This window comes from Falsihalocynthiibacter sp. BN13B15 (genome assembly GCF_041205415.1).
GTDB classification, from domain to species: domain Bacteria; phylum Pseudomonadota; class Alphaproteobacteria; order Rhodobacterales; family Rhodobacteraceae; genus Falsihalocynthiibacter; species Falsihalocynthiibacter arcticus.
This window is the reverse complement of the sequence record NZ_JBGFCE010000008.1, coordinates 23,024-35,996: the sequence shown is the minus strand read 5'-3', so window position 1 is coordinate 35,996 and position 12,973 is coordinate 23,024. Positions and strand designations below refer to the sequence as shown.

Below are 12,973 nucleotides of genomic sequence, written 5' to 3'. Positions count from 1 at the left end.
TAGGACAGGCGCTATGGACCCTCTTGATCGCAACATTTTGGCACAATTATCCAGCGATGCGCGCCTGTCTGTGGCGGTATTGGCACGCAATCTTGGGGTGGCGCGCTCGACCATTCAGGCGCGAATTGCGCGGCTTGAAAAGCAAAACATCATCGCGGGATATACGTTGCGGATCGGGGCCTTAACACAAGAATCGCGGATTCATACGACGGTTTTACTGACGGTTGAGCCAAATGCGCACCTGATCGTGTTGGCGGGTTTGCGCACCATTCCGGAGGTGGAGCGTGTCTCGACCACAAGCGGGCGGTTCGACCTTTTGCTGCAAGTTGTCTGTTCCACACCGCCCGCCCTCAACGATGTCCTCGACCAAATCGGCGAAATCAGCGGTGTGCAAAGGAGTGAGAGTTTGATCCACTTGGCCACAAAACTTGACCGCACGACATAATTTGTAAAGCGCGCCCTTCCCCTTGGGCTGTGCATTCTATAAGGCATTCGGGACAGATTTTTTGCGCGGACACCGTGGCAAACCAATGGACTTAGCAAGATTGAGGGCCAAAAATGGCGATGGAAAAAACATTCGACGCGCGTGAAGCCGAAGCACGTATTTACGCGAAATGGGAAGACGAAGGCGCGTTCAAAGCGGGGGCAAATGCCAGCCGCGAAGAAACCTTTGCGATCATGATCCCACCACCGAATGTCACGGGCAATTTGCACGTGGGTCACGCCTTTAACAACACGCTTCAGGATATCCTCACGCGGCAAAAACGCATGCAGGGGTATGACACTTTGTGGCAGCCAGGCACCGACCACGCGGGCATTGCGACACAGATGATTGTGGAGCGCAAGCTGGCCGCTGAGAGCCTTCCGACCCGCGCCGAGATGGGGCGCGAAGCCTTTTTGGAGAAGGTTTGGGAGTGGAAAGAGGAGTCCGGTGGCAACATCAAGAACCAGCTTAAGCGCCTTGGATCAACCTGTGATTGGTCGCGTGAAGCCTTTACGATGGACCCAAACTTCCACGATGCCGTGATCAAGACCTTCGTGAAAATGTACAACGATGATCTGATTTATCGTGGCAAGCGCCTTGTGAATTGGGACCCCCATTTTGAGACCGCGATTTCGGATCTTGAGGTGGAGAATATCGAAGTTGACGGCCATATGTGGCACTTCAAATACCCGCTCGCGGGGGGGCAAACATATGAATACGTTGAAAAAGACGAAGACGGCGTTGAGACATTGCGCGAGACCCGCGACTATATCGCGATTGCGACAACCCGCCCTGAAACCATGCTGGGCGATGGTGCGGTTGCAGTGCATCCGGACGACGCGCGCTATGCGCCAATCGTTGGCATGCTCTGTGAAATTCCCGTTGGCCCCAAAGAGAGCCGCCGTTTAATCCCGATCATTACCGATGAATATCCCGAGATGGATTTCGGCTCGGGCGCGGTAAAAATCACCGGAGCCCACGACTTTAACGACTATCAGGTTGCCAAGCGTGGCGGCATTCCGATGTATAACCTGATGGATACAAAGGCCGCCATGCGCGCGGATGGGCGCCCCTATGTTGAGGAAGCCGCCACCGCACAAGCCATTGCAAACGGGGACTTGGAATTCGACGAGGCGATGATCGCCGCGATGAATTTGGTGCCCGAAGCCTATCGCGGATTGGATCGTTTTGAGGCGCGCAAAGCGGTGATTGCAGATATTACGGCCGAGGGTTTGGCTGTGATGACGACCGAGGTGCGCAAGGACGACGAGGGCGAGGAGTTCACGGTTTTCGTGCCCTACGTCGAAAGCAAAAAGATCATGCAGCCGTTTGGGGACCGCTCCAAAGTGGTTATTGAGCCAATGCTGACGGATCAGTGGTTTGTGGATACGGCGAAAATCGTTGGCCCTGCGCTGGAAGCTGTACGCGAAGGTCGTGTGAATATCATGCCCGAGTCTGGCGAGAAAGTATTCTATCACTGGCTGGAAAACATCGAGCCTTGGTGTATTTCACGCCAACTTTGGTGGGGCCATCAGGTGCCTGTTTGGTACGATGAGGACGGGGCGTTTTTCTGTGCGCCGACCGAAGCGGAAGCCCAAGCACAGGCAGGCGACAAGGTTCTGACCCGTGACCCCGACGTTTTGGACACATGGTTCTCGTCTGGCCTTTGGCCCATGGGGACGCTTGGTTGGCCTGAGCAGACGCCGGAATTGGCGAAATATTACCCGTCGGATGTGTTGATCACGGGGCAGGATATCCTGTTTTTCTGGGTCGCGCGGATGATGATGATGTCGCAAGCCGTTGAAAAGAAAGACCCCTTCCATACGGTATACCTCCACCAACTCGTGCGTGACGAGAAGGGCGAGAAGATGTCGAAAACCCGCGGCAATGTGATTGATCCGCTGGAAATTGTGGACGTTTACGGCGCGGACGCGTTGCGGTTTACCATGGCGCAAATGGCGGCGATGGGCGGGGTTTTGAAGCTGTCTGAGGACCGGATTAAAGGCTATCGCAACTTTGGCACCAAGCTGTGGAATGCGGCGCGCTTTGCCGAGATGAACGAATGCGTTCCCTCGCCAGATTTCGACACAAGCAGCGTTAAGCAGACGGCGAATAAGTGGATCATCGGCGAAGCGGCAAAAGCACGAATTGACGTGGACGCAGCGCTTGAGGCCTATCGTTTCAACGACGCGGCCAACACGCTATATGCGTTTGTCTGGGGCAAGGTTTGCGATTGGTACGTTGAGTTTGCCAAGCCGCTATTCTATTCCGAAGACGATAAAATCATTGCAGAAACACGCGCGACAATGGCGTGGGTTATTGATCAATGCCTCATCCTTTTGCATCCGATCATGCCCTTCATAACTGAAGAGCTTTGGTCCTCGATTGCGGCACGTCCCAAGATGTTGATCCACACGGATTGGCCGACGTATGGCGAAGACATCATGGACAAGGACGCGGATGGCGAGATGAATTGGGTCATCGGATTGATCGAAGCGATCCGCTCTATTCGCGCCGAAATGCGAGTGCCTGCGGGGGCGAAATTGCCCATGTTGCAAATGCAACTCGACACAAAACAGCAAGACGCCCTTGCACGCAACGAAGCGATTGTGTGCAAATTGGCCCGTATCGAGAGCATCACGCCGGTTTCCGAACTGCCCAAAGGCTGTGTGACGATCGCCGTGACAGGCGGTACCTTCGCGCTTCCGATCGCCGATATCATTGATTTGGATGCAGAAAAATCGCGTCTTGAGAAAGCGGCAGAGAAGCAGAAGAAGGAATATGGCGGTTTAAAAGGGCGGTTGAGCAACCCGAAATTCGTGGCCTCGGCCCCTGAAGAAGTGGTTGCGGAAAGTCGTGTGCGGATGGCGGAACTTGAGGCAGAAGCCGAAAAACTCGCCGCCGCATTGCAAAGACTTGCCGATCTTGTTTAACTCTGGTTGGGCCGTGTAAATTCGGCCCAACGCTGCATTTTATGGGATTTTCGCCAATGAAAACACCACGACAAACGCGCCTTGCTCAAACGCTTCCGGCCTCGGTGCCCTTCGTTGGGCCTGAAACCCAAGAACGCAAACGCGGCAAGGTTTTTGCAGCGCGGCTTGGCGCGAATGAGAGCGTTTTTGGCCCCTCACCCCGCGCCATTGCGGCGATGCAAAAAGCGGCCAAAGACGTCTGGATGTATGGCGACCCTGAAAGCTATGATTTAACCCACGCGCTGGCGAAAAAGCACGGTGTCGCGCCGGAAAATATTCTTGTCGGCGAAGGTATCGACGGGATTTTGGGCTATACGGTGCGCCTATTTATGGAGCCGGGTGAAACGGTGGTGACCTCGGCGGGGGCCTATCCGACCCTCAATTATCACGTCGCGGGGTTTGGCGGAAATATCGTCACCGTGCCGTTTACCGGCGACCACGAAGACCCCAAAGCCCTTGTTGCGAAAGCCCATGAAGTGGGGGCGAAAATCGTCTATTTGGCCAATCCTGACAACCCGATGGGAACGTGGCATTACGGCCCGATGATTGACGACATGATCGCCGCCTTGCCCAAGGGCTGCCTGCTGATCTTAGATGAGGCCTATATCGAATTTGCGCCGCAACACACTGCGCCCGACTTGGATGTGACGAACCCGCAAGTCCTCAGAATGCGCACATTTTCAAAAGCTTATGGCATGGCGGGCGCGCGGGTTGGTTATGCGATTGGCCACGCAGAGAACATCCAAGCCTTCAACAAAATCCGCAACCATTTCGGCATGTCGCGCATCTCGCAGGCGGGTGCGCTTGAGGCATTTGCAGACACGACCTACCTTGCGGAGACCTTGGAAAAAGTCGCCCATGCCCGCGAGCACCTCTATCAGATTGCGCAGGAAAATGGCCTAACCGCCCTGCCCTCGGCTACGAATTTCGTCACGATGGATTGCGGGCGAGATGGCGCATTTGCCAAGCGGGTTTTGGCGGAACTTTTGGCGCGCGATATCTTTGTTCGCATGCCGTTTGTTGCCCCACAGGATCGGTGCATTCGCGTTTCAGCCGCCACCGAGACAGACCTCGCGCTGTTTGCGCGGGCCTTGCCCGAAGCGTTGCAAGCGGCCAGCCGTTAAGCCTCTGAGATCACCCGCGTTGCGGCCTCTAAAGCGCCGTTTCCATGGGGGATTTTCAACGCTTTGAGGCCTGCGTCGATGCAAGCGAGCGTGCCCAAAACCATATGCGCATTCACGTGGCCCATGTGTCCGATGCGGAAATACCCGTGCCATTCGGGGGAGCCGCCGGGCGCCATACCGAGGCCAATTCCAAGTGTCACGCCGAGGTTTTTGGTGAGGTAGTCGCGCAAGGCCGTACCGAGGGGGGCGTCTATTTTTACCGAGGTAACCGCATGGCTTCGCAGGGCTGGATCCGTGACATTCATCCGGATAGAGCCCTCCTGCCCCCATGCATCGAGTGCCGCCCAAACCGCGTTGGCGAGGATTTCATGGCGGCGATATGCGGAGTCTAAACCCTCTTCGTGGACCAACATATTGAGGGCTTCGCGCAGGGCAAAAAGATGGTGCGTGGGCGCGGTTCCGCAGAAATATTCATAGAATTCTTGCGGGTTACCACGCACCGTCCAATCCCAATATTTGGAGATTTGACCTAAGGCTGCACGGGTTTTTTCGGCCTTGTCATTATAAAACACAAAGCCAATTCCGGGGGGAGTCATCAGGCCTTTTTGGCTGGCGGCAATCATGACGTCGACGCCCCATGCGTCCATTTGGAACTCTTCGCAGCCAAGGCTGGCGATGCAATCCACCATCAGGAGTGCCGGGTGACCGACGGCGTCAATTGTCTCGCGTAATGCCTTAATGTCGTTGCGGAAGGATGTGGATGTATCCACATGAACGGTGGTTACCGCTTTGATTTCATGGGCTGTATCCGCCCGAAGAGCGGCTGCAACTTGCGTCAAATCTAATGTGGAATGCAGCCCGAAATCCAGCACTTGGGTTTCAATTCCCATAGCCGTGGCCATTTCGCCCCAGCCAATGCCAAAGCGACCCGTTGCCAACACCAGCGCTTTATCCCCGCGTTTTAGGGTGTTGGCGATGGCCGCTTCCCAGATGCCGTGGCCGTTCGCGATATAAATCGCAGCGCGGTGACGTGTTCCGGCGATAGCTTTTAGATCGGGGATCAAGGTGGCGACCATCTCGACCAATGCGCCTGTATAGATATTGGGCGCGGGTTGGTGCATGGCTTGCAAAACGCGGTCTGGCATGACCGATGGGCCTGGAATGGCGAGGTAGTGGCGTCCGTTAGCAAGGCTCATTCTGGTCTCCGTCAATTGGCTATGGAACCCGCTTACTCGGGAAATTCCGACCCGTCAATCGCCGCCGCGCCTGTCTTGCGTTGACCACGTATCAGGGTTAAACAATTGTCTAGTCTAGCCGCGATTGAGAGACACTTTTGCCCCATTCTGCTCCTCGGAATCCCCCCCACGCTCCCACGCTTTCGGGCTATACATCGCGCGAATTGTTCCGCCGTTTATGGCATGATTATTTGCGCCGATATTCGGGTCTCATGCTGGTTGCGTTCTTTTTCATGGTTATTGAGGGCGGCTCGCTTGGGGTGTTGTCCTACTTGCTGCAACCAATGTTTGACCAGATTTTCATCGCGGGGGATTCTGCGGCTATTTGGCGGGTTGGGGGGCTTATCGTGGCCCTGTTTTTTGCGCGCGCGATTAGTAATCTTGTGCAAAAAACGCTGCTAACGACGGTTGCGCAGCGCACGTCCACGACCATGCAAAAAGAGCTTGTGGGGCATCTGATGACGCTTGATAGCCAGTTCTTTCAAAAGAACTCTCCCGGGGCGCTGATGGAGCGTGTTCAAGGCGATACGCTGGCGGTTCAAGGCGTTTGGAGCGTGATTATTTCGGGGGTCGGGCGCGATTTCATCTCGTTGCTTGCGCTTATGTATGTGGCGATCCAAGTGGACTTGATTTGGACCCTGATTTCCATTGCAGGCATCCCTCTGCTTCTTCTGCCGATGGTGGTATTGCAGAAATATATTCGTCGCAAAACCAATGCGTTACGGGTTGAGGCCAGTTTGCGCTCGACCCAACTCGACGAGATTTTTCACGGGATCAACCCGATCAAACTCAACGTCATGGAGAGCTATCAACAGAGCCGTTTCAACTATATTATTGGCCGCATTGTGCGGGCCGAAATCAAGACAGCCGCCGGACGGGCGTTTATTCCGTCGATGATTGATATCATGACGGGTTTTGGGTTCCTTGGCGTGTTGGTTTTTGGCGGCCAAGACATTGTGACGGGGGATAAAACCGTCGGCCAGTTCATGAGCTTTTTCTCGGCGATGGGTCTGACGTTTCAACCCATGCGGCGTTTGGGTTCCATCGCGGGCACATGGCAGGTTGCAGCGGCGAGTTTGCAACGTTTGTATACACTATTTGACGAGCGCCCGACCATCTTGTCGCCAGCCGTTTCAAAGGGAACCGAGGCATTTTCGGGTGATGTGACCCTGCGAAATGTTGAGTTTTCCTACGGCGATACGCCCGTTTTACATGATGTGAGTTTTGTGGCGAAAGCGGGCGAAACCACGGCACTCGTGGGGGCGTCGGGGGCGGGGAAAAGTACCGTTTTCAACCTCCTCACGCGCCTGATTGAGCCAACCAGTGGCGCGGTTTTGGTTGGGGGTGTGCCGGTTGCAGATTTTGATCTTTCTATCCTGCGGCATTCGTTTTCGGTGGTGTCACAGGACTCGCTTTTGTTTGACGAAACCTTGCGCGACAATGTTTTGATGGGGCACACGGATATTACAGAGGTAGACCTTGAACGCGCGCTTGAGGCGGCGCATGTGACGGATTTCCTTGGTCAGCTTCCCGATGGGCTGGCGAGCCCAGCTGGCCCCCGTGGTACGAACCTTTCTGGCGGTCAGCGGCAGCGGGTGGCCATTGCACGGGCCCTGTTGCGCCGCTCGCCAATACTGCTGCTGGATGAGGCAACATCCGCGCTGGATGCCAAATCCGAGGTCTTTGTGCAGTCGGCACTGGAGGAGCTTTCAAAGGGGCACACGGCGATTGTGATTGCGCATCGCCTCTCGACGGTACGAAATGCGCATAAAATTGTCGTTATGGATCAGGGGCGCGTGGTTGAAGAAGGCACGCACGATGAACTTTTAGCCCGATCGGGGACCTATGCGGCGCTCTATGCCATGCAATTCAAAACCGAGGAAGACGTTACTTCTTAGCGTAGGACTGCGCTAATTTCTTTGGGTCAGCGCCCAATTTATAGCGCAGAAGTGTCGTTAGATTTCGCAGGGAACGTTTGGCATAGCCTTGTTCGCGGTAACGTGCGGCGCTGGTTTGAGACTGAAAACCGCCGCGTTTGAGCCGCCCTTTGAGGGCTTTGGCGAGGGCGACATCTTCCATGAGCGGAATGTCAGGATAGCCGCCGACCTCGTCGTATAAAGCCCGCGAAATCAGTAGGGTTTGATCGCCATAGGGCAGCCCAAAAAGGCGGGACCGCAAGTTGGCGCCACGGGCCGTCATCCGCGCCATCATGGCGTCATCGCGTAAAACCAGATCGCCGTATCCAGCATCCGTTTCCTGCGCGATAAACCTTGAGACATGCGCGCTCCACCCCTCCGAGAGATGGGAATCGGCATGGAGGAAGAGCAGCCATTCGCCCGAACAGGCCGCCGCCCCAAGGGAGAGTTGCGCCCCCCGCCCCACCGCGCCAGAAACGACCTCGGCCCCCGAAAGTTGTGCGATTTCAACGGTATCATCAGATGAGCTTGCGTCGGAAATCATCAGTTCGCGGATCAAACCTGCATTCAACCCCTCCATCAAACAGGCAAGGGTCGGAGCCAATTCTGAGCCTGCGTTCAATGTCGGGATCACAATGGAGAGAGGGGCGCGCATCTTGGACCTTTTCACTAAATTTGGCGCTGTTCCCTGCGCCCAATCACCTATATTGAATAAGGTCTAGAATGAGGAGCGGAATATGTCGCAAGCTGATCGCAAGATTTTTACAATTTCGGGAGCCGACCGTGTGGAGTTTCTGCAGGGGCTGGTGACCAACGATGTGGCGCGGGGCGGGCTGATTTATACGGCGCTGCTGACGCCACAGGGCAAATACCTCGCGGATTTCTTTTTGATGGTGCGGGTGGATGATATTTTGCTGGACGTAAATGCGCAAATCGCAGATGCGGTGGTGCAACGCTTGAGCATGTATAAATTGCGCGCTGACGTGCAGATTTCACCTAGTGACCTCAAGGTTTCCAACGGGTTTGGCGCGGCACCAGAGGGAGCGGTTGCCGACCCGCGCCATGTGGATCTTGGCTGGCGGTCCTACGGGACGGGGGTGCAGGTTGCGGCGAACCTCACGGCGCAGCGTGTGGCTCATTGCATCCCTGAGACGAGCATTGAGTTGACCCCTGACACGTATATCCTTGAAGCCGGATTCGAACGCTTCAACGGTGTGGATTTCAAAAAGGGCTGTTATGTCGGCCAAGAGGTCACAGCGCGGATGAAGCATAAAACCGAGCTGCGCAAAGGCTTGGCAACGGTTTCGATTGACGGCGCGGCCCCCATTGGCACAGAGATCACCCGCGAGGGCAAGACGGTCGGAACACTGTATTCTCAAGCCGATGGACGCGCCATTGCCTATCTGCGGTTTGATCGGGCGATTGGTGAAATGCAGGCGGGTACGGCGACCCTGACCTATAACGCGACATCATAGGGTAACGCGCCCCCTCGCAGGGGCGCGATTGGAACAAGCGTTAGGACGCGCGTTCGGAATATTCCATGGCAACGGTGTCGACGACAACGTTTTCGCCCTGTCCCACAAACGGCGGTACCATGATTTTGATACCGTTGTCCAAGATCGCAGGTTTAAAGGAATTCGCGGCGGTCTGGCCTTTGACAACAGGCTCGGTCTCGACGATTTCGCAAATCACTTTTTGCGGCACGCGGGCGTTCAAGGCTTCTTCGTCATAAAATTCGATGACAACCGTCATGCCGTCTTGCAAAAACGGGCGACGCTCGCCGAGAAGATCCGAGGGCAATTCGATTTGATCGAAGGTTTCAACGTCCATGAACACCAACATTCCGTCGTTTTCATAGAGAAACTGCTGATCTTTTTGCTCAAGACGAACACGTTCGACCTTATCGGCGCTGCGGAAACGCTCGTTCAGCTTGGAACCGTTACGCAGGTTCTTGAGTTCCACTTGCGCGAAAGCTCCGCCTTTTCCTGGCTTTACGTGATCTACCTTTACGGCAACCCACAAACCTGCGTTGTGATCAAGCACATTTCCGGGGCGAATTTCGTTTCCGTTTATTTTTGGCATGGTAATTCTCGTCTCGGAGGGTTGATGTAAACAATGGTGCACCTATATATTGGCCAAGGTTGGCTGACAAGGCGACTATATCGATGTTTATTGAAATAAAGCTATGCGTGGAGCGCATATCTGGTATTCCAAATGAGAAATACCGAATCGTCAAAAAACCGTCATATTCGCCGAACGCTCAAAAGTACAAGTGCAATTATTAAAAGGGGATGCCAAAATGGCTGATTTCGTTGATGGCACCGCTTTCAACCACGAACAAGGGAACCGCTCGCGAAAGCTTTTCGCGGCTGTTGTTTTGGCTGCGTTGGATGATGCGATTGCAGACGATAAGAAATACGGGAATGGTCCTGAGCAAATTGCTCGCTGGGCACGTTCACGTGATGGCCGCGAGGTTTTGTCCTGCGCGGGTATCGATCCAAACGAACGCGTTGTCACAGGCTTGATGAGCTTTGTTTCCAACGGTGTTCGCACGTCTGTTGCTCTTTCTCGTGAGGAAAGCGACCGTCGTAATCAACAGGCTGAAGCCGCTTAAGGCTTTGACCACCATTTTTGCTGAGCGCGCCCTTAAGGGCGCGTTTTGCGTTTTTAGGTTAAAAACGTTGCATGTGCTGCCTGATTTGGTGTTTCTAAGACAATGCATTTTTGGGGGCAAATTTGGCCAAAGCAATCATGATTCAAGGGGCTGGCTCTAACGTCGGCAAGTCGATGCTTGTCGCGGGGCTTGCCCGTGCCTTCACGCGACGCAGATTGATCGTGCGCCCGTTTAAGCCGCAGAATATGTCCAACAATGCCGCCGTAACGGTGGATGGTGGCGAAATTGGCCGCGCCCAAGCGCTTCAGGCTATGGCATGCAACACGCCCCCCATTGTTGATATGAACCCCGTCTTGCTCAAGCCCGAGTCCGATACCGGCGCGCAAGTCATCGTTCAGGGCAAGAGATTTGCCACTATGAAGGCCCGCGATTATGGGCGCGCCAAGGCCCAACTTCTGCCTGCGGTGCTTGAAAGTTTTCATCGCCTTGCCGCGTCCTGTGATTTGGTTCTGATTGAGGGGGCGGGTAGCCCTGCGGAAATCAATCTGCGCGACGGCGACATTGCCAACATGGGATTCGCCGAAGCGGCTTCGGTTCCGGTTATTTTGATCGGCGACATCGACCGCGGTGGGGTAATTGCGCAGATCGTCGGGACGAAGGTTGTTCTATCGACTGCAGATTCGGCGCGGATCAAAGGGTTTGCTGTGAATAAATTTCGCGGCGATCCTAGCCTGTTTGACGCGGGTGTGACCGAGATTGAGGCCCGCACCGGTTGGCCCTCTCTGGGGGTTGTGCCGTGGTTTGAGGGCGCGTGGCGTCTGCCCGCCGAGGATGTGATGGACATTGCGACCCGTAAGGGCGGCGCGTTCAAAATCGCCGTGCCGCGCCTATCCCGCATTGCGAATTTCGACGATCTTGACCCTTTGGTTGCGGAACCGTCGGTTACGGTTGAGATAATTGAGGCGGGACGCCCCCTGCCCGCCGATGCTGACCTTATTTTGATACCCGGCACGAAATCCACCATTGCCGATCTCGCGTTTTTTCGCGCCCAAGGATGGGATATTGATTTGGCCGCACATATCCGGCGCTCGGGGGCGGTTCTGGGTATTTGCGGCGGCTATCAAATGTTGGGAAAAGAGATTGTCGACGAGGACGGTATCGAAGGCGCGCCCTCTCGCGTTAAAGGTCTCGGCCACCTCGACATCACCACCCATATGAAGCCTGAAAAACGCGTGGCATTAACCAAAGCGACCCACATCGCAAGCGGCTGCGCGGTTGAGGGGTATGAAATTCATATCGGGGAAACCAACGGGCCAGATTGCGCGTTTGCGTGGCTAGAAATTGACGGACGGGCCGAAGGGGCCGCGCGGGGGCGGGTTCAGGGATGCTATCTGCATGGCATTTTCGCTTCAAACGCGTTTCGAGCGGCCTATTTGAGGCACCTTGGCGCACCAGTTGAGATGCGCGATCACACTGCAGATGTGGAAAAAACGCTCGACGCGCTTGCTGCGCATTTAGAAATGCACATGGATCTGGCGAAAATTCTGGACCTCGCGGACGAGGTTTAGCTCATTCGAACTCTTGGCTTGAGATAATCCGATGAATTTCACGGCGGACCAATTTGCGCACATTGCGGGTAATGCGCTCGCCCAAAGCCCCTTGCAACTCTTGGCGGACAATCTCCGACACCAAATCCCTGAGCGCATCTTCGTCGATAGGCAGATCATTGACCCCGAAATCGCGATCCAACGCTTCTTGGAGATCGTCAGGTTCGGAATGAGCGAAACTTGGTGCAGGATCCTCGTCTTCTTCAAAATCATCTACGCCCACGGGTGCCGCGTGACGCCGCACAAAGTCAGGATCGACCTCTTGTGGCCCCGCATCAAGCTCGATGACTTCAGGCTCGGCAACCAGCGCTTCAAGCTTGGTGCGCCCATCCGCATCTTGCCACTGAAGCGGTTCATTTTCCGGAATAGACCCGACTTCCTCGCTTCCATCAGGCTCAAACACGCTTCCCTGCTTGGAAATTGCGGCCTCTAGCTCAGCGATGGTCGCTTTGAGCGAGGACTGGCGGATCAGGGAAGCTGAAATAGCGTCAGCTTGCGCCGCCATTTCAGATTCAACTTCAACGTGGGTTTTAAGCGACTGCTGAACGAGGCTTTCGACTGCCACGTTTGGCGTATTTTCTTGAGGGGTCTCGTCTAAGGTTTTTTGCCATGCCCCAAGAACCAAAACCTCAAGGTTTTCCTTGGGAGCCTCATCGGGGAGGAGATGCAAACGCGTCACAGAAGCTTTTGGCGGCTTATCCACAGAATCAGCGCCGCTGACAGGCGCGTCAATCAACGATTCGAGTTCAGGATCAAAGGCTTCTGCAGCCCACTTCTCGCGATTTGGATCAACCCGAAAAGCGGGTATCAACACAAGGCGATCATCACTGTCTTCTTGTGGTAGGGCCGTTGAAACGCCTTGTTTCTCGGGGTTTTCCTCGGCAACATTTTCGTGCCGACTGTCCTCTTTGAACAAGCGTCTGATGGACGACAAAACGTCCTCAATTTCAATATTTGCAACTGGGTCGGACATGAATTACCTGCTATCGCCTCATGAATGAGTTTACCCGTTTTCGCAAAT

Annotated in this window: 11 protein-coding genes; 7 read left to right on the top strand and 4 right to left on the bottom strand. The window is 55.0% G+C overall.

Features of this window, described 5'->3' with window-relative positions; genetic code table 11:
* Window positions 1-13 precede the first annotated feature (13 nt).
* The 3 genes from AB9F26_RS13905 (at window position 14) to AB9F26_RS13895 (ending at window position 4,580) form a co-directional block, all read left to right on the top strand.
* Entirely contained in the window at window positions 14-445 is a 432-nt protein-coding gene (locus AB9F26_RS13905) for an Lrp/AsnC family transcriptional regulator (RefSeq protein WP_335584697.1), read from the top strand.
* A 113-nt stretch (window positions 446-558) separates the two neighbouring features.
* Complete coding sequence (locus tag AB9F26_RS13900) at window positions 559-3,417, top strand: valine--tRNA ligase (protein ID WP_369768299.1); 2,859 nt, start codon at window positions 559-561, stop codon at window positions 3,415-3,417.
* Window positions 3,418-3,473: 56 nt separating this feature from the next.
* Entirely contained in the window at window positions 3,474-4,580 is a 1,107-nt protein-coding gene (locus AB9F26_RS13895) for a pyridoxal phosphate-dependent aminotransferase (RefSeq protein WP_369768298.1), read from the top strand.
* Here AB9F26_RS13895 and AB9F26_RS13890 read toward each other — a convergent pair.
* Window positions 4,577-5,776: an alanine--glyoxylate aminotransferase family protein gene (locus tag AB9F26_RS13890; protein ID WP_369768297.1), complete on the bottom strand. Its 1,200-nt coding sequence runs from the start codon at window positions 5,774-5,776 to the stop codon at window positions 4,577-4,579. The genes AB9F26_RS13895 and AB9F26_RS13890 overlap by 4 nt on opposite strands.
* A 251-nt stretch (window positions 5,777-6,027) precedes the next feature.
* Here AB9F26_RS13890 and AB9F26_RS13885 point away from each other — a divergent pair, with 251 nt between their 5' ends.
* A complete protein-coding gene (locus tag AB9F26_RS13885) occupies window positions 6,028-7,713 on the top strand; it encodes an ABC transporter ATP-binding protein (RefSeq protein ID WP_335584737.1) in 1,686 nt (561 codons plus the stop codon).
* On the opposite strand, the gene AB9F26_RS13880 is transcribed toward AB9F26_RS13885, so the two are convergent.
* Window positions 7,703-8,386: a TIGR04283 family arsenosugar biosynthesis glycosyltransferase gene (locus AB9F26_RS13880; protein ID WP_335584693.1), complete on the bottom strand. Its 684-nt coding sequence runs from the start codon at window positions 8,384-8,386 to the stop codon at window positions 7,703-7,705. The genes AB9F26_RS13885 and AB9F26_RS13880 overlap by 11 nt on opposite strands.
* 82 nt (window positions 8,387-8,468) lie before the next feature.
* Here AB9F26_RS13880 and AB9F26_RS13875 point away from each other — a divergent pair, with 82 nt between their 5' ends.
* Complete coding sequence (locus tag AB9F26_RS13875) at window positions 8,469-9,206, top strand: folate-binding protein (RefSeq protein WP_335584692.1); 738 nt, start codon at window positions 8,469-8,471, stop codon at window positions 9,204-9,206.
* 40 nt (window positions 9,207-9,246) lie between these two features.
* On the opposite strand, the gene efp is transcribed toward AB9F26_RS13875, so the two are convergent.
* Complete coding sequence (gene efp, locus AB9F26_RS13870; protein WP_369768296.1) at window positions 9,247-9,813, bottom strand: elongation factor P; 567 nt, start codon at window positions 9,811-9,813, stop codon at window positions 9,247-9,249.
* A gap of 217 nt (window positions 9,814-10,030) precedes the next feature.
* Here efp and AB9F26_RS13865 point away from each other — a divergent pair, with 217 nt between their 5' ends.
* Window positions 10,031-10,345: a DUF6280 family protein gene (locus tag AB9F26_RS13865; RefSeq protein ID WP_039004620.1), complete on the top strand. Its 315-nt coding sequence runs from the start codon at window positions 10,031-10,033 to the stop codon at window positions 10,343-10,345.
* Between the two features lie 122 nt (window positions 10,346-10,467).
* Complete coding sequence (locus tag AB9F26_RS13860; RefSeq protein WP_369768295.1) at window positions 10,468-11,913, top strand: cobyric acid synthase; 1,446 nt, start codon at window positions 10,468-10,470, stop codon at window positions 11,911-11,913.
* A gap of 1 nt (window position 11,914) precedes the next feature.
* Here the strand turns inward: AB9F26_RS13860 and AB9F26_RS13855 are convergent, their stop codons facing one another.
* Window positions 11,915-12,925: a hypothetical protein gene (locus AB9F26_RS13855; protein ID WP_369768294.1), complete on the bottom strand. Its 1,011-nt coding sequence runs from the start codon at window positions 12,923-12,925 to the stop codon at window positions 11,915-11,917.
* Between the last annotated feature and the right edge of the window lie 48 nt (window positions 12,926-12,973).